The sequence below is a fragment of the Streptosporangium sp. NPDC001681 genome (assembly GCF_040298085.1).
GTDB lineage: Bacteria > Actinomycetota > Actinomycetes > Streptosporangiales > Streptosporangiaceae > Streptosporangium.
Genome location: NZ_JBEOZN010000040.1, coordinates 29866 through 49351, shown reverse-complemented (window position 1 = coordinate 49351; position 19486 = coordinate 29866). Strand labels below are relative to the sequence as shown.

Annotated in this window: 15 protein-coding genes; 3 read left to right on the top strand and 12 right to left on the bottom strand. The window is 70.4% G+C overall.

Annotated elements, in window-relative coordinates; all coding sequences use genetic code 11:
- The first annotated feature begins 30 nt into the window (after positions 1-30).
- Genes ABT130_RS19810 through ABT130_RS19800 form a run of 3 tightly spaced genes read left to right on the top strand, consistent with a single transcriptional unit; the run spans position 31 to position 3007 of the window.
- Positions 31-1023, top strand: coding sequence for a mechanosensitive ion channel family protein (locus tag ABT130_RS19810; protein WP_350957127.1), 993 nt, complete (start codon positions 31-33; stop codon positions 1021-1023).
- A 19-nt stretch (positions 1024-1042) separates the two neighbouring features.
- Entirely contained in the window at positions 1043-1441 is a 399-nt protein-coding gene (locus ABT130_RS19805) for a globin (protein WP_350921557.1), read from the top strand.
- 30 nt (positions 1442-1471) lie between these two features.
- The gene (locus tag ABT130_RS19800; RefSeq protein WP_350957125.1) at positions 1472-3007 is read left to right on the top strand and encodes a glycoside hydrolase family 13 protein; all 1536 of its coding nucleotides are present in this window, start codon (positions 1472-1474) and stop codon (positions 3005-3007) included.
- A gap of 75 nt (positions 3008-3082) precedes the next feature.
- On the opposite strand, the gene ABT130_RS19795 is transcribed toward ABT130_RS19800, so the two are convergent.
- The 12 genes from ABT130_RS19795 to ABT130_RS19740 form a co-directional block, all read right to left on the bottom strand.
- Entirely contained in the window at positions 3083-3523 is a 441-nt protein-coding gene (locus ABT130_RS19795) for an acyl-CoA thioesterase (RefSeq protein ID WP_350921553.1), read from the bottom strand.
- Positions 3524-3651: 128 nt separating this feature from the next.
- Positions 3652-5316, bottom strand: coding sequence for an energy-dependent translational throttle protein EttA (ettA, locus tag ABT130_RS19790; RefSeq protein ID WP_350957123.1), 1665 nt, complete (start codon positions 5314-5316; stop codon positions 3652-3654).
- Between the two features lie 55 nt (positions 5317-5371).
- On the bottom strand, positions 5372-6685 hold the full coding sequence (locus ABT130_RS19785) for a GGDEF domain-containing protein (RefSeq protein WP_350957121.1): 1314 nt from the start codon (positions 6683-6685) through the stop codon (positions 5372-5374).
- 621 nt (positions 6686-7306) lie between these two features.
- On the bottom strand, positions 7307-8113 hold the full coding sequence (locus tag ABT130_RS19780) for a single-stranded DNA-binding protein (RefSeq protein WP_350957119.1): 807 nt from the start codon (positions 8111-8113) through the stop codon (positions 7307-7309).
- A 138-nt stretch (positions 8114-8251) separates the two neighbouring features.
- Positions 8252-9892 (bottom strand): GTP-binding protein, encoded by a 1641-nt coding sequence (locus ABT130_RS19775; RefSeq protein WP_350957117.1) that lies wholly within the window; start codon positions 9890-9892, stop codon positions 8252-8254.
- On the bottom strand, positions 9889-11994 hold the full coding sequence (locus ABT130_RS19770) for a dynamin family protein (protein ID WP_350957115.1): 2106 nt from the start codon (positions 11992-11994) through the stop codon (positions 9889-9891). Before ABT130_RS19770 ends, ABT130_RS19775 begins: the two co-directional genes overlap by 4 nt.
- 1034 nt (positions 11995-13028) lie before the next feature.
- Entirely contained in the window at positions 13029-14261 is a 1233-nt protein-coding gene (gene cobA, locus ABT130_RS19765; RefSeq protein ID WP_350921630.1) for a uroporphyrinogen-III C-methyltransferase, read from the bottom strand.
- 155 nt (positions 14262-14416) lie between these two features.
- Positions 14417-15499, bottom strand: coding sequence for a nicotinate-nucleotide--dimethylbenzimidazole phosphoribosyltransferase (gene cobT, locus ABT130_RS19760; protein ID WP_350921539.1), 1083 nt, complete (start codon positions 15497-15499; stop codon positions 14417-14419).
- Between the two features lie 54 nt (positions 15500-15553).
- Positions 15554-16381, bottom strand: a complete 828-nt coding sequence (locus ABT130_RS19755) for a sirohydrochlorin chelatase (RefSeq protein ID WP_350921536.1) — start codon at positions 16379-16381, stop codon at positions 15554-15556.
- 279 nt (positions 16382-16660) lie between these two features.
- Positions 16661-17281: a LutC/YkgG family protein gene (locus tag ABT130_RS19750; protein ID WP_350921534.1), complete on the bottom strand. Its 621-nt coding sequence runs from the start codon at positions 17279-17281 to the stop codon at positions 16661-16663.
- Complete coding sequence (locus ABT130_RS19745; RefSeq protein ID WP_350957113.1) at positions 17278-18690, bottom strand: lactate utilization protein B; 1413 nt, start codon at positions 18688-18690, stop codon at positions 17278-17280. The genes ABT130_RS19750 and ABT130_RS19745 overlap by 4 nt, the downstream gene beginning before the upstream one ends.
- Positions 18687-19475 carry a (Fe-S)-binding protein gene (locus ABT130_RS19740; RefSeq protein WP_350957111.1) on the bottom strand — a complete coding sequence of 263 codons (789 nt, stop codon included), beginning with the start codon at positions 19473-19475 and terminating at the stop codon, positions 18687-18689. Before ABT130_RS19740 ends, ABT130_RS19745 begins: the two co-directional genes overlap by 4 nt.
- Between the last annotated feature and the right edge of the window lie 11 nt (positions 19476-19486).

The following is a 19486-nucleotide window of genomic DNA, read 5'->3' as shown; positions in this document are numbered from 1 at the left end:
CCCAGCCCCACCCCCAGCTTGACTCCCAGCGTGACCCCCAGCGTCACCCCGACCCCCGACCCCGGACTCGTGGTTGAGGAGCTTCTCGACATGAGCGCGGGTCTGACAAAGGGATGCGGGAACGGCGGAGGGGTGATCTGCGACTTCGTGCAGATGGTCGTCCCCGTGAGCTGGGCGGCTCCCGCGATCGCAGGCATGGTCGCCCTCGCGCTGGTCGTGGTCATCGCGCTGGTTCTGCGCAACGTGGCACACCGGCTGATCAACCGGGTGGTGCGGAAGGCATCCTCCGAGCGCGCCTCCCTGGCGGGGCGGCTGCGCGGCAGGGAGGTGGTGGCCCCGGAGGGCCTCGACGCGATCGTGGCCGAGCGGCGAAGACAACGGGCCGAGACCATCGGTTCCGTGCTCAAGCCGGTCGCCTCGATCATCATCCTGGGCACCGCCGCACTGACCATCCTGGAGCGGATCGGCGTCCCCATCGCCCCTCTGCTGACCAGCGTGGGCATTCTGGGCGTGGCGGTCGGCTTCGGCGCCCAGGAACTCGTCAAGGACTTCATCGCGGGCATGTTCATGCTCCTGGAGGACCAGTACGGCGTGGGCGACGTGATCGACACGGGCACCGCGATCGGCACCGTGGAGGCCGTCACCCTGCGCATCACCCGCCTGCGTGACGGCGACGGCCGGGTCTGGTACATCCGTAACGGCACCATCACCCGCGTCGGCAACGAGTCCCAGGGTTGGTCTCGCGCCACCGTCGACGTGCCCGTGGCCTACGCCTCCGACATCCCCGCGGTCCGCGACCTGCTCAAGCAGGTCACCGACGAGATATGGAACGACCTCGCCTTCCGCGACTCCGTCATCGTCGAGGAGCCACAGGTCTGGGGTATCGAGCAGATCTCCGACACCGCCGTCGTGTTCAGGATCAGCGTCAAGACCATCCCCTCCCGGCAGACGGAGGTCGCCCGCGAGCTCCGCGTCCGGGTCAAGGCCGCCCTCGACCGTGCCGAAATCCCGATCGCCGGCTGACGTCAACTAGGCTGGAGCCGTGTCCGTTACCCCCGGGGAATCCCAGTCCTTCTACGACGCCGTCGGCGGCGAAGAGACCTTCAGGCGTCTCGTGCACCACTTCTACCAGGGAGTGGCGGCCGATCCGGTGCTACGGCCGCTGTATCCCGAAGACGACCTCGACGGGGCCGAAGAGCGGCTGCGCCTGTTCCTCATCCAGTACTGGGGCGGCCCCAACACCTACAGCGCGCAGCGGGGCCACCCGCGCCTGCGGATGCGGCACAACCCGTTCGTCATCCGCTCGGTCGAGCACGACGCCTGGCTCAGGCACATGCACGACGCGGTGCTCTCCCTGAAGCTCCCCGAGGACCTGGAGAAACGTCTCTGGGACTATCTCGTGTACGCGGCGAGCAGCATGATCAACGCCCCTGACGCATAAACATCGTCAAGCGGGGGCAGTCCAAAGCATATGGAATCCCCCTGGTGGCGTGATGCCGTCGTCTACGAGATCTACGTTCGCAGCTTCGCCGACGCCTCCGGAGACGGCGTCGGCGATCTGCCCGGCATCCGGCAGCGCCTGCCGTACCTCGCAGAACTCGGTGTGGACGCGATCTGGCTGACTCCCTTCTACCGCTCCCCCATGGCCGACGGCGGCTACGACGTGGCCGACTATCGTGACGTCGACCCCCTCTTCGGCACGCTCGCCGACTTCGACGAGCTCGTCGCCGAGGCGCATCGGCTCGGTCTCCGGGTGATCGTGGACATCGTCCCGAATCACAGCTCCTCGGCTCACGAGTGGTTCCAGGCCGCGCTGCGCGGTGAGGGACGCGATCGCTACATCTTCCGTGACGGCGGCGATCTGCCTCCCAACAACTGGCGGTCGACCTTCAGCGGCCCGGCCTGGACCAAGGCGCCCGACGGACAGTGGTACCTGCACCTTTTCGCCGCGGAACAACCTGACTTCAACTGGCGCAACCCCGAGGTGCACGCCGAGTTCCTCGACGTGCTGCGGTTCTGGCTCGACCGGGGGGTGGACGGGTTCAGGATCGACGTGGCGATGGGCCTGTACAAGGCCGAGGATCTGCCGGACACCCCGCCGCAGGATCAGGCGTTCAAGGCCGAGTCGCCGATCTGGGGACGACCCGAGGTGCACGAGGTCTACCGCGCCTGGCGCAAGGTGCTCGACTCCTACGACGGCGAGCGGGTGGCGGTCGGCGAGGTCTGGACCGACTCCGTCGAGGATCTCGCGCTCTACCTCCGCCCCGACGAGCTCCATCAGAGCTTCAACTTCGCCTGGCTGGAGGCCCCCTGGTCCGGGCCCGCGTTCAAGAAGATCATCGATGACACACTGGCCGCGGTGACCGCTCCCACCTGGGTGCTCTCCAACCACGACGTGGTCCGCCATGTGACCCGGTACGGCGACGGCCTGACCAACTCCACCACGGGCCTGGCACGCGCCCGCGCGGCGCTGCTCGCCATGCTCGCCCTACCGGGCTCCGCATATCTCTACCAGGGGGAGGAACTGGGCCTCCCCGAGGTGAAGAATCTTCCCCCACAGGCCCGTCAGGACCCCATCTTCGCCCGTTCCAATGGAGAGCTGCCCGGCCGCGACGGCTGCCGGGTTCCCATCCCCTGGTCCGGCATGACCGAACCGTACGGCTTCTCGCCCGATGGAACACGGTCCTGGCTGCCCCAGCCCGTCGAGTGGGCCGTGCTCTCCGCCGAGCGCCAGTCGAACGACCCCGGCTCAACGCTGAGCTTCTACCAGGAGGTCCTGCGGGTCCGCCGCGACCTCCGCGGCACGTTGCCCGAAGAGATCAGCTGGCAGGAGGGCGCCGAGGACGCCCTCATCTTCAACCGGGGTTCCCTGATCTGCGCCGTCAACTGCGGTTCCCAACCGGTACGACTGCCGCCGCACGACCGCGTCCTGATCGGCAGCGCCCCGGTGGAGGGCCACCTGCTCCTGCCGGACAGCGCGGTCTGGCTGTACGCCCCCGAGGTCTGACGGCTTTCGGCGGGCGGTGGACGGGCGTCCACCGCCCGTCGATCCGGGTACGGGTTGCCGAGGCCGGACAAGGCCTCAGTCCGCCGCGAACCTGCGCAGGTAGGCGGTCTCGTCCTGGCTCAGCCGCCGGGGGGAGGCACTCTCCACGTCATAGGCCACGATCACCGAGCGGGCCTTGACGAAGATTTCGTCATCGTCGCGGATCTCGTACGCGAGGGTGAACCGTACCGGACGGATCTCCGTCACCCACGACTCCACCCGGACCGGGTCGGGACGGAAGGTGAGGGGACGCCGGTAGTCGATCTCATGCCGGGCGATCACCAGCCCGGCGAAAGGGGCGTTCCCCTCGTGATGGGGGTCGATGTGGAACATCCCCATCCGCGCGTCCTCCAGATAGTCGAGGAACCGCACGTTGTTGACGTGACCCAGCGAGTCGATGTCGGCGAACCTGACAGTCCTGGGGAACACATGTCGGTGGCCATGGCCGACCTCGTCCGCGACGCTCTGTCCAAACACACCCAGAACCGTAGCGAGCCCCCGCTGCCCGTCGTACGGCGGGGCACCGGAGGCTCGTTCGGTCGCGACCGGGAGGGCACCTGACACGGCCCGCGCCAGGTGCCCCCTGCCAGTCCCGGAAACCGGGGTCAGTCGCGGGTGAGCTTGCGATAGGTGACGCGGTGCGGCCGGGCCGCGTCGGCACCCAGACGCTCGATCTTGTTCTTCTCGTAGTCGGCGTAGTTGCCCTCGAACCAGAACCAGTTCGAGCCCTCTTCCCAGGCCAGGATGTGGGTCGCGATGCGGTCCAGGAACCACCGGTCGTGCGAGGTGATGACCGCGCAGCCGGGGAACTCCAGCAGCGCGTTCTCCAGGCTGGAGAGTGTCTCGGTGTCGAGGTCGTTGGTGGGCTCGTCGAGCAGGAGCACGTTGCCGCCCTGCTTGAGGGTGAGCGCCAGGTTGAGCCGGTTGCGCTCTCCACCGGACAGGATGCCCGCCTTCTTCTGCTGGTCCGGGCCCTTGAACCCGAACGCGGCGATGTAGGCGCGCGACGGCATCTCGACCTGGCCGACCTTGATGTAGTCGAGCCCGTCGGAGACGACCTCCCAGACGTTCTTCGCCGGGTCGATCCCGCCCCGGCTCTGGTCGGCATAAGAGATCTTGACGGTGTCACCGACGACGATCTCACCGCTGTCCGGCGTCTCGCTACCGGTGATCATCCGGAACAGGGTGGTCTTGCCGACACCGTTCGGACCGATGATGCCGACGAGGCCGTTGCGCGGCAGGTCGAAGGAGAGGCTCTCCATCAGGACGCGCTCCTCGAAGCCCTTGGTGAGCTTCTCGGCCCGGATGACCGTGGTGCCCAGACGCGGGCCCGGCGGGATCTGGATCTCCTCGAAGTCGAGCTTGCGGTACTTGTCGGCCTCGGTGGCCATCTCCTCGTAGCGCTGCAGGCGCGCCCGGCTCTTGGTCTGGCGGGCCCTGGCGTTGGAGCGGACCCACTCCAGCTCCTCCTCCAGGCGCTTCTTGCGCTTGGCGTCCTTCTGACCTTCGAGCCTGAGCCGCGCGGTCTTGGCCTCCAGGTAGGTGGAGTAGTTCCCCTCGTACGCGTGGCAACGGCCGCGGTCGAGCTCCAGGATCCAGTTGGCCACGTTGTCCAGGAAGTAACGGTCGTGGGTGACGGCCAGGACGGTGCCCGGGTACTTCTCCAGGTGGGACTCGAGCCACTGGACACTCTCGGCGTCGAGATGGTTGGTGGGCTCGTCGAGCAGGAGCAGGTCGGGCTGCTCCAGGAGCAGCTTGCAGAGGGCGACCCGGCGGCGCTCTCCACCGGAGAGCTGAGTCACCTCGGCGTCCGGCGGGGGGCAGCGGAGGGCGTCCATCGCCTGCTCCAGCTGGCTGTCGAGATCCCAGCCGTTGCGGTGGTCGAGGGCGTCCTGGAGCTTGCCCATCTCGTCGAGCAGCTCGTCGCTGTAGTCGGTGGCCATCAGCTCGGCGATCTCGTTGAAGCGGTCGAGCATCGCCTTGGTCTCGGCGACGCCCTCTTCGACGTTACCGAGGACGGTCTTGGATTCGTTGAGGGGGGGCTCCTGCTGGAGCATGCCGACGGTGAAGCCGGGCATGAGCCGGGCGTCGCCGTTGGACGGCTGCTCCAGGCCCGCCATCATCTTCAGCAGCGTCGACTTTCCGGTGCCGTTGGGACCCAGGACACCGATCTTGGCGCCCGGCAGGAACGACAGCGTCACGTCGTCGAGGACGACCTTGTCGCCGTGCGCCTTGCGCACGCGCTGCAGTGTGTAGATGTACTCCGGCATGCCTTTAGTTTAGGGCCTGGAAAGTTCAACAGTGCTTCCGAGGAATCTCGGGCCTTCAGGGCTGAGAAGCTGATCTAGGGGCGGCCTCGGATCCGGGCCTGCGGGCCGGAGGCACGATGGTGGCCGACAGGCAGATCCGGTCGCGGCCGAGCTCCTTGGCACGGTAGAGGGCGAGGTCGGCCGCGGCGAGCAGTTCGATCAGGTCGTCCCCGTGCACACTCATGATCGCGACACCGACCGAGATGGTCACGGTGATCATGTTGTCGTCGGCCGGGAGCGCCATCCGTCCCACCCGGGAGCGCAGCCGCTCGGCAACCCTGCGGGCCTCTGTCACGTCGGCCCTGGGCAGCAGGACGACGAACTCCTCACCGCCGAACCGGCCCACCACGTCGTAGTCGCGCAGCTGGCTGCGGATGGTGTCGGCCACCCCGACGAGGACCTGGTCGCCGATCAGGTGACCGTAGGTGTCGTTGACCCGCTTGAAGTGGTCGATGTCGACGATCAGAAGCGCGAGTGTCTCCCCTGTGCGACGCGCTCTGACGATCTCGGTGTCGGCCTCTCGCTGCCAGGCCGCGGCGTTCAGCAGGCCGGTCTTGAGGTCGGTGCGGGCCGCGGCCTGAAGCTGGGCGTGAAGCAGGCTGCGCTGGAGCAGCACCACCGGGGGCAGCGCCAGGACCAGCAGAGCCGGATTGAGCCCGCAGGTGATGGAGATGATGACACCGAGGCAGAGCTCGACGACGTCGAGGAGCAGGTTCTCCCGGTTCCACAGGACCTCCCGCCAGCGGCTGTCGGGATCGGCGGTGTGCGCCGCGATGGCGATCAGCGCGGTGTTGATCACCGTGAACAGGACCGCGCAGCCGACGGCCACCAGGATCGGCCCGCCCTCGCCCCTGGTCAGCGCGTTCAGGTCACCGACCGCGGCATGGAAGAGCAGGGAGGCCGCACATCCGGCCAGGCCGATCGCCGCCGAGCTGAAGACCCGCCGGTAGACGACCGTCGCACGCACCCGCCTCTGCAGCAGGAACTGGAGCGGAATGGGCGCCAGAAGCGCGTAGAGCGGCGGGAGCAGCAGCGCGGCGGGCAGCCACCAGGCGGAGAGCAGGTCCCGGTGGACGCCGGCCGGCATGCCGAGCCTCCGGGTCGCCTCGATGCACACGGCTCCACACGCCATCAGCGCGGTGAAGGTCAGCACATCGGACCAGCGGAAGACCCCGGATGCCAGGAAGAACACGATCGCGGCGAGATCCAGCGCTACTACCCCGCAGAGGTAGCCGACCAGCGGGCGACGCTGTCCAAGCAGGGGCCAGCGATCGGCCAAGGGTGTCATGCCGTCGCGCGGTTTGACCGAGGTGTGGCTGGGAGCCGCCATGTCGTCCCCCTCTCCGACTAACGATGTGTAACACAATAGTTGCGGAGTGTGCGACGCGCGATGGGAACCGCTACCTTTGGCGGAGTGGGCCAGCCCACCGGTTGACCTACGTTTTGGAAACCGCTCCCTCAAGAGCGGGCCGTGTGGGAAAGGAGCAAGCCATGCTGCGGGGCGTGACCTGGACCTAAACAGGTGTCCTGGGCATCTGACACGGGCAAGACCATCGGCTGGTTATCTCGGCGTCCCCGCGCTTCCGCGGCGAGACACCGACCGCGTCCGGCCGATGCCCCCTCACTCCGCCCGAACCAGGCCCTATCACCGTGCGAGGCCTTGCACTTCCGTCAGACATCCCGCCCCTGCGAAGTCCGCACTTCACCGGACGCCTGCCCGTCCTCATCTCCCGTCCGAAATCTTCTCCGCTGAATCTTCCGTTCCAAGTCTTGTGTTCGAATCCGCCCCATCCCGCTGTCCGCGTTCTTCCCCTGCGCGGACCCGCGCCTATCCCCCTGCCCGAATTCGACTCCCTGTCCACCTCGAACGATTCCTCCACCCACCCCTCCGGTTCCGAACAGCCGATCGGGTTGGGAGGCCCGCGGCCCGGGCCTCCCAACGGGAGGCGGCTCAGGCCGCCACGCGCTCCCGTGTCGGCCAGGGCGCCTCATCGCTCACATCTGGGTGGATCTTCACCGCGCCCGGCACGGCCCCGGCCGTTTCCTCCCCGGTGACCCCCGCGGCCGGGTCGTCGGCACCCACCGCCTGCACCCGCCTCGTCGTGCCCTTCGCCGCCTTCCTTCTCCTGGTCACGACCTCTCCCATCGCCGGCTCCTCCCCGGCGGAGCCGTGATCCACCGCACGCGAGGCGGCCTCTGCGGCCTCTCCGTGAATCGCACCCCCCTCGGCCGGCCCGCCGCCCGGCGCGACCCGCTCCTCATCGAGACCGGCCCGCAGCGGGGGCAGGGCGCCGGGAGCCCCCGCCTCGACGGGGGCACCGCCGCTCATGGCCCAGTCGGACGTCTCGCGATCGAGCTCGATCCGCTCCGCGCTGCCCAGGGCCGCGACCGGGCCGCCGCGCTGTGGCTTGCTGAAACTCCCGAGCCCCCAGCGCAGGTCGTGTCCGAGCGAGTTGGCCTCCACCTCGGGCATGAATCGGCGCTCACCCTCGTGGGTGAACTCGCGGATCCGCAACCGTCCCTGAACGACGACGGGCTGGCCCAGCTGGACCGACTGGGCGACGTTGTCGGCGAGCCCGCGGAAGCAGCGGACTCCGAAGTAGGTCGTCTCACCGTTGCGCCACTGCTGGTTCTCCCGATCGAAGTAGCGACTCGTCGAGGCGATCTTGAGCGAGGTGACCCGGGAGCCGTCGGGGAAGGTGTGCTGGCGCGGCGTGGCCGCGACGTTACCGGTCAGCGTGACGTAGATGTCGTTCATCGTGCCTCCCATGAGAGCCGGCCGAGTGCCGGCGGCGTGAAAGACACGATGGTCCGAGCCGTACCCCTCGCGAGTCACCGAATCGCGCTCTGGGGACAACCGCCGGACACTCGACCAGGCTGTGGACAACCCCGGGAATCAGCCTCGCAGGCTCCGCATGGCCGAGTAGAACTCGTTGTAGCGGGTCAGCTCACGCTCCACCGGCTCGATCACCATGCTCTCCGCGAGCCCGGCGACCCTGCGGCGCATCTCGCGCTCCAGCGCGTCACGCTCGTTGCCCGCGCCGAGCACGATGAAGTTGCGGCTGGCCACCGCGGTGAGCAACCCGAGCCCGAGTACCGAGAGCATCATCAGCCCCACCCACGGCAGCGAGGCGGCGTCGCCGAACACCTCCAGCCCCGCCGGCGGCTTCCCGGTGCCGAACACGCCGTAGACCAGAGCCGTACCGACCCAGGCGAGGCCCGCGACGAAGAGCAGGACCAGCAGGTACTGCCAGGCGAGAAGCAGCCGCCACCAGCCGGGCACCCTGTCCAGGCGCGGTGCGACCTCTGAGAGCTCCTCCGACAGCACCTGGGGCAGCTGCGCCGAGCGGGAGCGCGCGGCGTCCCTGATCCCGCTCTGCCACGCCTCGTGCATGCCGGAGGTCAGGCCGTCGGCCAGGGCGTGGACGGCGGTGTCCACCTCGGCCGGCTGCGCGCTGACCGAGCCACCGGTCAGGCCGCGGATCTCGTCTCGCAGATCGCCCAGGCGCAGGCTGTTCAGCGGATCAGGACGAAGCTTGGCCGCCCAGCGGGTGTAGGGCCAGCCGACCCACTCACCGGACCTCGCGGCGTAGACGTTCTCCATCGCCTCGCCGACGGCGGGGACTCCGGCCGCGTCGCAGAGGGCGTCGGTGAGGCCGATCCGGCGGGCGTCGTCAATGGAGGAGGGCGACGCCGGGGTGCCGTCGGCGGGCATGACCTTCGCCAGGCGGAGCGTCAGCCGGTCGAGGTCGGCCTCCAGGCGCTGGGTGGCGGCCCTGCGCCTGGACACGGTCTCGGCGAGGACCGCCTTGAGGTCGTCCACGCCCGTACCTGTGATCGCCGAGGTGGTGACGACCACGGGGTGCTCGACCCCCTCGCGGTGGAGCAGGTCCTCCAGGTCCGCGACGCACTCGGTCAGCTCCTCCTCGTCGAGCCGGTCGGACTGGTTGAGCACGAAGACCGTCACCGCCTCATGCCCGGCCAGGTCGGTCACGTAGCGCCGGTGCGTGGAGGCGTCGGCGTACTTCTGCGGGTCGAGCACCCACACGACGAGGTCCGCGACCTGGATCAGCCGGTCGGCCTCGGTGTCGGTCAGCGCCCGGATGGAGTCGTGGTCGGGCAGGTCGAGCAGGATCAGTCCGTGCAGCTGGCTCTCCCCGCGGTCCAGGGCACTGGCCCGCGCGAAGCGGTGGCGCCACTGGATCTGCAGCCAGTCGAGCAGCGGGCCCGCGCCGTCCAGGCCCCAGACGCAGGCGTGGGTGCGGGCCGTGGTCGGGCGGCGTACTCCCGTCGGCGACAGCTCCAGGCCGGAGATCGAGTTGAACAGCGTCGACTTGCCGCTGCCCGTGCCCCCCGCGAGCGCGACCACCGTGTGGTCGGAGGAGAGCTTGAGCCTGTCACCGGCACGCAGCAGCAGCTGCCCCGACTCGGTGAGGAGCTTGGGCTCGACCCTGCCCGGCCCCAGCTCCACGATCCGAGCCAGCGCGGCGAGCCGGCTGCCGAGCCCTTGGCGTGACTGGGTGGTGCCAACACTCATCGGGCGACCTCAAGGTTGTACGTTGCCTGGTAAAGGCGGGTGGCGGCGGATTCATCCGGTATGCCGGCGCCATCGAGAGCCTGGATGTAACGCGCCGTCTCGTCGTCGAAGAGCATGCCGATCCGGGCGCGGAGATCGCTTCGGGCCTTCACCCCGATGTTGCGCAGCGACTCCGCGCCGAGCAGCGCGTGTACCAGCCGTTGCGGCAGCGCACCGGTGCCGTTCCGCGCCTCCGAGGCGCCGTAACCGAGCAGCCCGATGGTCAGGATCAGCGACAGGGACTCGACGTCGAACGAGATCACCCTGGCCACCGATCGCTTGGTCACCCCCTCGGTGCGGATCAGCTCGGTGATGTGCTCCTGCCAGGCCGCGATGGTCCGGCCGGCCCTGCGCGGGAGATCGTCGGACGCGTGCCCGAGCTCGGCGGCCGTCGCCAGGACCTCCTGCGCGCCCGGACGGTTCGACCAGCGCGAGGCGGCCTCCTCCGCGGCCCGTTGCGCCGCCGAGACGACCACCGACTCCAACCCCGTCCGCAGCGCGGATCTCAGCGCGCTGAGCCGCTCGGGTGCCTGATGGCTCGCCTTGCCCGCGAGACGACCGGGCTTGCGCAACTGGAGGGTACGCATGAGATCGCCGGAACCGGCGAAGTCCTGCCAGCGGGCGAGGACCTCACCCCGGAGCAGCGAGCCGTCGCCGGTGCTCTCGTCGATCTCGACCAGTGCCTGGGCATAGGCGCTCTCCACGTCGGCGCGGAGGTCTCTGCGGAAGGCGACCTGGATCTCCAGCTGCTTGGCCAGGGCGGGGACACGAGTGCGGAAGCTGTTCAGCACCCCGTCCAGGGTGGCCCGCACGGCCTGCTCGCGACGCCGCTCGTCAACCGACAGCTCGGTCAGCCAGAGGCGCAGCTCGCTCACCTCGTGGTCGGGGAGCATGCCGTCGGTGACCTTGCCCTCGTTGACGACGAACCGGTCGACCTCGCCGAGACCGTACTCGGTGAGCATCCTGACGAAGTGCTTGGTGATCACCTCTCTGGACTTGGGCGGCACCCTGGAGAGCACGATGGCCAGCTTGGCTCCGCGCTCCTTGGCCAGGCGGAGCAGCCGCCAGGCCGGGGCGTCGGCGTAGCGGGCGGCGGTGGTGACGAAGATCCACAGATCGGCCGCGTCGAGCATGCGGTGCGCGATCTCGTGGTGCTCCTCGACCACCGAGTCGATGTCGGGGGTGTCGAGCAGTGCCACACCGGGAGGTAGGCGCTCGGTGGAGACGAGCACTAGGCCGTCGGAGGCCGCCTCGGGGTCGGGCTCGCTGAGCCGCCGGAGGCTACCGAGCAGGTCGCCCTTGGCGAACCACTCGTGATCGTCGGGGTGGCAGGCCAGGACAGGCGTTCCGGTCGTCGGACGGCGCACGCCGGTCGCGCTGACCCTGGCGTTGGCCAGCGTGTTGAGGAGGGTGGACTTGCCCGCGCCGGTGGAGCCCGCGACCACGACGAGGGCGGGCGCGGTGCTCGTGTGGACGCGGGGGATCACGTAGTCGTCGAGCTGGGCCAGGATCTCACTCCGGACCCGCCTGGCCTCCTCGGCCCCGGGGATGTCCAGGCCGAAACCGAGGTCGGTGACACCGGTGCGTACGGCGGTGAGCGCGCTGCTCAGGGCCTCGGAGACGGCCTCGGGAAGCGGCGTCTCCCGCATCCGGTCGCCCGGCGACCCCGCGTCCTCCTCGCCTCCGGCCTTCTCGTTCCCGTCGTTCCCGTCCGCGTCGCCGGCCCCGTCCAGGACCTCGGCGCCGGCCTCGCCGTCGCGCTGGGTCTCTTCGCCGGTCTCATCGGTCTCGTCCTCCCGCGGAGCCTGCTCATCGATCTCGGCGGGCTCGGCGTCGCGCTGAGCCCCGTCGCCGGCCAGGGCCCGCTCTCCGGCCTCGCCGCCATCCTCGGCTCCGCCGGCGCCAGGCATCCCGGCGTCGCTCTCCGCTTCGTTTTCCGGCCCCTCGCGGCGCCCCTCCCGCCGCGCGTCCCCGATCTCACCGTCATCCGCGAGGAGGACGACGACCTCGTCGGACTCGGCGCCCTTCCCGGGCTCCTCCTGCTTCTCCTGGGGTCTGCTCACCCGAAGGGGCGGAGCGGCGGCCTCGGTGCCGGGGACTCCGGGGGCGAGCCCGCCCCCCTCGGCCCGGGGGGAGAAGCCCTCATCGGCCGTACGTGAGGAGTCTGCGGCACCTTCTCCAGGAGCGGAACCCCCGAAAGCGCCGGGTGCGGGAGTGGCGGGGGCACCGGCGCGGGGAGCGCTCGGGGGAACAGGGGCACCTGGGCGAAAGAGCGCACCGGGACCGGCCTGGGGAGAAGGTGTGACGGGGCCACCACCGGCACGGGGAGCACTCGGGAAAGCGGGCCCCGGACGGAAAGTCGCACCACGAGAGCCCTCGGCGGGGCCGTCCCCGCGAGCAGCTCCCGCAAAACCCCCCTGGGAGGCGGGAGCACCCGGCCTCGGAGGGACACCGGGAGGAGTGGTGGCAGGGCCACCACCACGCGAAGCGCCGGGGGAAGGAGGGACACCCTGACCCGGGGCCGCCCCCGGCGGGGCGGGAACGCCACCACGGGGGGCACCCGGCGAGGCGGGGCCACCAGCACGGGGAGCCCGCTGCGGGGCGGGGGCACCGCCGCGGGAAGCGGCCGGGGAGGCGTTCGGACCGGAGACCGCACCGGGCGAGGCCGTGGCGGGACCGCTGCGGGCGGCACCCGGAGGACGGCTGCCCGGGGCGTCGGCGGAGGCGGGCTTGACCACCTCCCGGGAGGTGGTGATGGCGGCGATCGTGGCCTGGGCGGCGGCCGCGGCGGCGTGGAAGGCCGCCATCGCCTCCGCCGAAGCGGGCGGGGCGGCTGGATCGGCCGCCCCGCCCGGGGCGGCCGGACCGGCCCTCCTGCCCGGAGGCGTGGCAGGACCGGCCGCCCCGGCGGCGGGCTGGGGGCGGGCGCGGATGGAGGCGGCGTCATCGTCTGGACGGATGGCGCCGAAGGTCACCGTCTGCTCGCCGGGGGATTCCTGGTCATCCGGCGGGGGGCCGCCAGATGGCTCCTGGGGGGTGCCGGCGAGGCGAGGGTCACGGCCACCACCCGAATGGGGAGGCCTGTTGGAAGCCGATTTCACGGTACTCGCTCCGCTCGAACCATCTCGACCTCCTGGCCGACCTTCACGACATCACCGACGATCACGATCGCAGGGGGCCGAATCTCAGCCGCGCTTACGCGCTCCGCCACGGTGGAGAGCGTGGCGTAAAGAGCGCGCTGGGTCGGAAGGGTACCGTCCTGTACCACCATTACGGGAGTTTCCGGCGAACGTCCGTTATGGAGCAGCGTTTCGGCGATCACCCCGATCCGTTCGACCGCCATCATAAGCACCAGCGTGCCGCCGGATCTGGCCAGATTGGGCCAGTCGACCGTGGACCTCTCGTCGCCCGGCGGGACGTGTACGGAGATCACATGGAATTCCTGGCTGACGCCGCGATGCGTCACGGGCACGTTGGCGGCGGCCGGCACCGCGACCGGGCTGGTGATGCCGGGGACCACGACCACCGGGATGCCCGCGCGGGCGCAGGCGAGCAACTCCTCGCCACCGCGGCCGAAGACGAACGGGTCGCCTCCCTTGAGCCGGACCACGAACTTGCCCTGCCTGGCGTGCTCGATCAGCAGCTCGTTGATCCTCTCCTGGGCCATGTAGCGACCGTAGGGGATCTTCGCGGCGTCGATCAGCTCGACGTCCGGGGAGAGCTCGTCGAGCAGGGCCTGCGGGGCGAGACGGTCGGCGACGACCACGTCGGCCTGGGCCAGCAACTGCCGTCCACGGACCGTGATCAGGCCGGGGTCGCCGGGACCGCCACCGACCAGGGCGACGCCCACGAGCTTGGTACGGTTGCGCCGGGCGTCGACCGTACCGTCCCTGAGAGCGCCCACGACGGCGTCCCTGATCCCGGCGGCGCGCCGGGGATCGCCTCCGGCGGTGATCGCCACACTGATCTCGTCCACCTTGCCGCTGGCGGGGGTCCAGGCCGCGGAGGCGTCCTTGTCGTCGGCGCGCACGCACCAGATCCGCTTCGCCTCGGCCTCCTCGGCCACGGCGGCGTTCACCTCGGGGTTGTCCGTGCAGGCCTGCACCAGCCAGGCCCCGTCGACGTCGCCGGCCTGGTAGCGCCTGGCCTCCCAGGTCACGCGGCCTGTCGCGATGAGATCGTCGAGAGCGTGCGTGACGCTCGTCGAGACGATGGTGACCAGTGCGCCCGCGTCGAGCAGCGCCGGCACACGCCGCTGGGCGACGCGTCCACCGCCCACGACGAGTACCCGCCGCCCGGAGAGGCGCAAGCCGAGCAGGTAGGGCGACATGGCGACCGATCTCCCGTTCACGAGGAATTGTGAATCATGACGTGCTTAAGAGGTAAACCTACCGGCTAACGACGCTCTCTTTGCTGCACCTGTGTTAACAGGTGTCAAGAGACGGCTGACTGTTGTCAACCGGTCGGCTTCAAGACTTCCGCAGGTCAGGCTTCCTTGTCCGTCACACCGGCGGAATCGAAGGTCGCGACCTCGTGCATCACCCTGGCCGCGGCGCAGACGAGCGGGTGGGCGAGCAGGCCGCCGGTGCCCTCGCCGAGCCGGAGTTCCAACTCCACCAGGGGGCGCAGGCCCAGGTGATCCAGGGCCGCGGCGTGACCGGGTTCGGCCGAGCGGTGCCCGGCCACGCAGTGGTCGACGACGTCGGGCGCCATCGCCGCCGCCGCCAGTACCGCCGCCCCCGCGATGACACCGTCCAGGATGACCGGCACCCGCAGAGCGGCCCCGGCGAGGACGAATCCGGCGATCGCCGCGTGTTCCAGGCCGCCGACCGCGGCCAGCGTCTCCAGGGCGGACACCGAGGAGGCGGCACCCGGCTCGCGCTCCAGGCCGTTCACCCGGAGTGCCTCGCGGACCACCTCGACCTTGCGTTCCAGGGTCTCGCCGTCGATACCGGTGCCCCTGCCGGTCACGGCCGCCGCTTCGTGCCCGGTGAACGCGCAGATCAACGCGGCCGAGGCGGTGGTGTTGGCGATGCCCATGTCTCCGGTGATCAGGCAGCGGGCGCCTCCGTCGACGAGATCGCGGGCATGGGCGATCCCGGCCTCCAGGGCCGCGACCGCCTGCTCGGGGGTCATCGCCGGTCCGCGGGACAGGTCGGCCGTACCGTACGCGACCTTACTGATCGTCAGTCCTGGCGCGGGGTCGAGGTCGGCGGCCACACCGACGTCGACGACCGTCACCGAGGCGCCTACCTGGGCGGCGAAGGCGTTGGCCACGGCGCCGCCCGCGAGGAAGTTGCCGACCATCTGCAGGGTGACCTCCTGCGGCCACGGGGTCACGCCCCTGGCGTGGACACCGTGGTCGGCGGCGAAGATCGCCAGAGCCGCGGGAACCGGGAGTGGCGGCGGGCTGACCGCCGCGGCCCCGGCCAGCCGTATCGCCACGTCCTCCAGCGCGCCCAGCGCGCCCCTGGGCTTGGTCAGGCGGTCCTGGTGGGCTCGGGCCTCGGCGACGGCCGCCGGGTCGGCGGGACGGATCGCCGCGATGGTCTCCTCGAGGATGGTCATGCGCTTCAGTCTCCTCCAGAAACCAGCCGGAAAAACACCAAAACCATCACGGGATCACCAGGCGATGCCGCTGAGCGCCTCCTCGTAGCGCTCGATGACCACGTCGGCCAGGCCCTCGCAGTCACCGATGACGTCGGCGCAGCGGACGTCCAGGTTCGAGTGGCCTGCGGCGTAGGCCATGGCCTGAGCCCAGACGCGGTCGAGCAGGCCGCCGGCGAAGAGCAGGTAGGGCACGACGATCACGCGCTTGGCGCCGAGGCGGCGGCAGCGCTCGATGCCGCCGGGGACGCCGGGCGGGGTGAGGGAGACGAACGCCGTCTCCACGGTCATGTACTCGTGGGCGTGGGTCTCCCAGAAGAGCCGGGAGACCCGGTGCACGTCGGCGTTGGTCTCGGGGCTGGTGGAGCCGTCACCGACCAGGACGACGGCGGTCTCGCCGATCTCGATGTGCTCGGGTTCCTCGTCGAGCGGCCCGGCAGCGGCGGGGACCAGCCGGAGACTGGCGACCTCGGCGGCGGCGTCGGCCAGCCGCTCGGCGAGCAGCGCGAGGATACGGGGGTCGGAGCCCAGAGAACGGCCGTAGTCGCAGGTGAGCATGGGATGTCTCTCCCGCTCGCGGGCTATCGCGGAGGGGATGTCCGTGCCGAGCCACGTACCGCCGGTGAGACTCATGGGCTGGGCCACCATCCGGTGGTGCCCGCGCGCGACCAGCGATGCGACGGAGTCACTGAGGCGTGGCCTGGCCTTGGCGATGTAGCCGCCGGAGACGTCGGCCGCCGTCTGGTCCAGGCGACAGCGGAGCCGGTGGATGAACCTACCGAATTCAGCGGATCCGTTGTCGTCGTGCGAGCCCTGCCCGATGAGCAGCAGCGGCGGTTTCATGGAAACAGGACTCCAATGACCTTGACCTGGGGTTACGCAGTAACGACTCGCGACAATATCCGATAATGACACCACGTGGGCAGGTAACGGATCGGTAAATTCCGCCTTTTCTCCTGCGGACCTGATGGACGGCGAGGATCGGATCGACCTCGGCGGGCGACAACCGTCCGCCGGCCGAGCCCTGTGGATCACACGCCATGGCACGCTAGCCGGGCATGCCGTAGACGTCCAGCACGGCCACATCCGTGTTTCGCGCCCGACGCGCCTCCCCCTGCCGGATCAGCGGATGACGACGACCTCCAGCGCGCGCGGGCCGTGCACGCCCTCCACCCGGTTCAGCTCGATGTCGCTGGTCGCGGAGGGACCGCTGATCCAGGTCAGCGGCCTGGACGGGTCGAGCCTGCCGACGGCCTCGGGAACACCGGCCACGATCTGCCCGGCGCGCACGACGCACAGGTGGTAGTCCGGTACCAGGGTCAGCGCCCGGCGCCCCTGCCCGGGGCCGGCGTCCAGCACGATCGTGCCGGTCTCCGCGATCGCCACGGCGCACCCGGTGACGACCCCGTCCACCCCGTCCAGCTCGGCCGCGCTCAGCGGCGGATCGTCGGTGACCGGCTCTCCGGGGGCCCACTCGGGTGGCAGTCCTTCGGGGACGACCAACCGGGTGGCGCCCCGGCGGGCCAGCGCCGCCGCGATCGTCGCGGCCGCCTCCCCCTCGTCCACCACGTGCACGACGGCCCGGTAGTCGGCCACCCGCTCGGCGAGCAGTTCCACCAGGCCCGTCGCGCGGGCCGGGTCCGGTGAGGTGCGGTAGGCGCGGGTGATCTCGACCTCGCCGGCCCCGGCCACCGCGGAGCGGATCCGCGACAGGATCAGCTCCCTGCTGCCCGCAGCGGTCATTGAACGCCTCCGTCTGTACGGTCCCACCAGTCACGGAATGACTCGGGAGGAATATCGGGAATGTCGCGTGTGTCGGTCCAGGCCGACAGCGGGCCCGGCAGGCGTCCGGGGACGAACCTGCGCAGGCGGCCGCCGAGCCGCTGAGCACGTGCCAGCCGCGCGGGGCGGTTGAACACCCATCCGGCGGCACGCATGCCCAGGCGCTCGACGCGCGCGTGGCGGACCTTGCCACGCAGGTGGACCAGGACCTCGGGGATGTCGATCGCGACCGGGCAGGCGTCGAAGCAGGCGCCGCAGAGGGTCGAGGCGTACGGCAGCGACGCGTCCAGCTTCGAGGCGGTGCCGCGCAGTTGCGGGGTGAGGATCGCCCCGATCGGTCCCGGATAGACCGAGCCGTACGCGTGGCCTCCGGCCCGCTCGTAGACCGGGCAGACGTTCAGGCAGGCCGAGCAGCGGATGCAGCGCAGCGCCTGACGGCCGATCTCGTCCGCCAGCACGTTCGTCCGGCCGTTGTCGAGCAGCACCAGGTGGAACTCCTGCCCCTCGACCGCGCCGGTCCAGGTGGAGGTGTAGGGGTTCATCCGCTCGCCGGTGGAGCTCCTGGGCAGCAGCTGGAGGAAGACCTCCAGGTCCTGCCAGCTGGGCAGCAGCTTCTCGATGCCGACCACGCTGATCAGCGTCTCGGGCAGGGTGAGGCACATCCGCCCGTTGCCCTCGGACTCCAGCACCACCAGCGTGCCGGTCTCGGCGATCATGAAGTTGGCGCCGGAGATCGCGACCCTGGTGGAAAGGAAGCGCTCGCGCAGGTGGAGCCGGGCGGCCTCGGCGAGGGCGCGGGGGTCGTCCGTCAGGTCCGCCGGCGCGGCACGCCCCCAGTCGGCCATCTTCTCCCGGAAGATCTCGCGGATCTCCGCGCGGTTGCGGTGGATCGCCGGGACCAGGATGTGCGAGGGCCAGTCGTCGCCGAGCTGGACGATCAGCTCGGCCAGGTCGGTCTCGTACGCGGTGATGCCCTCCAGTTCGAGAGCCTCGTTGAGGCCGATCTCCTGGGTCGCCATCGACTTGACCTTGACCACGCTGGTCTCGCCGGTGGCCTTGACCAGGTCGGCGACGATCCGGTTGGCCTCCTTGGCGTCGGCCGCCCAGTGAACGTGGCCGCCCGCCGCGGTGACCGCCTCCTCCATGCGCACCAGGTAGCGCTCCAGGTTGCGCAGGGTATGGTCCTTGATCTCCTTGCCCGCCCGCCGGAGCTCGGCCCAGTCGGGCAGCTCGCCGACCACGGCGGCCCGCTTGCCGCGGATCGTGTGGGTGGCCTTGCGGAGGTTGTACCTGAGCTGCGAGTCCCGCACGGCGACCGCGGCGTTCGCGGGGAAGGCCGGCATGCCGAGGAACGTGGCGCCCCCGCTCATCCGCGCACCGCCCTGCCGTCGCCGCTCTCCGTGGCGGCGAGGATCTCGGCGAGGTGCATGATCCGTACACCGGTGCGCTGGCGTCTGAGGGTGCCGCCGATGTGCATCAGGCAGGAGTTGTCGGCGGCGCACAGCACCTCGGCACCGGTGGTCGCGACATTGTGCACCTTGTCCGCGCACATGGCGGCGGAGATCGCCGGGTTCTTCACCGCGAAGGTGCCGCCGAAACCACAGCACTCGTCCGCTCCGGGGAGCGGGACCAGCTCCAGGCCCCTGACCTGCTCAAGCAGGCGGGTGGGCCGGTCTCCCAAGCGGAGGCCGCGCAGCGAGTGGCAGGTCGGGTGGTAGGTCACCCGGTGCGGGAAGTAGGCGCCGACGTCGGTGACACCGAGGACGTCGACGAGGAACTCCGAGAGCTCGTAGACCTTCGGCACCGTCTCGGCCACCTCCGCGGCGAACGAGCCGGGCGGGGGCCTCTCCCCCGCGGGGGCTCCGGCGGCGGCCGGAATGCGGGCGAGACGCGGGTACTGCTCGCGGACCATCGCGGCGCACGACCCGGACGGCGCGACGACCGCGTCGTACTCGGCGAAGACGTCCACGAAGTGCCGCGCGAGCCGGCTGCCCTCCTCGGGGTACCCCGTGTTGACGTGCATCTGGCCACAGCAGGTCTGCGCCCGCGGGAACTCGACGTCACACCCGAGGCGGCGCAGCAGAGTGACGACCGCTCGCCCGGTGCCGGGAAAGAGCGTGTCGTTCACGCAGGTGATGAACAGGGCGACGCGCACGGCACTCCTTT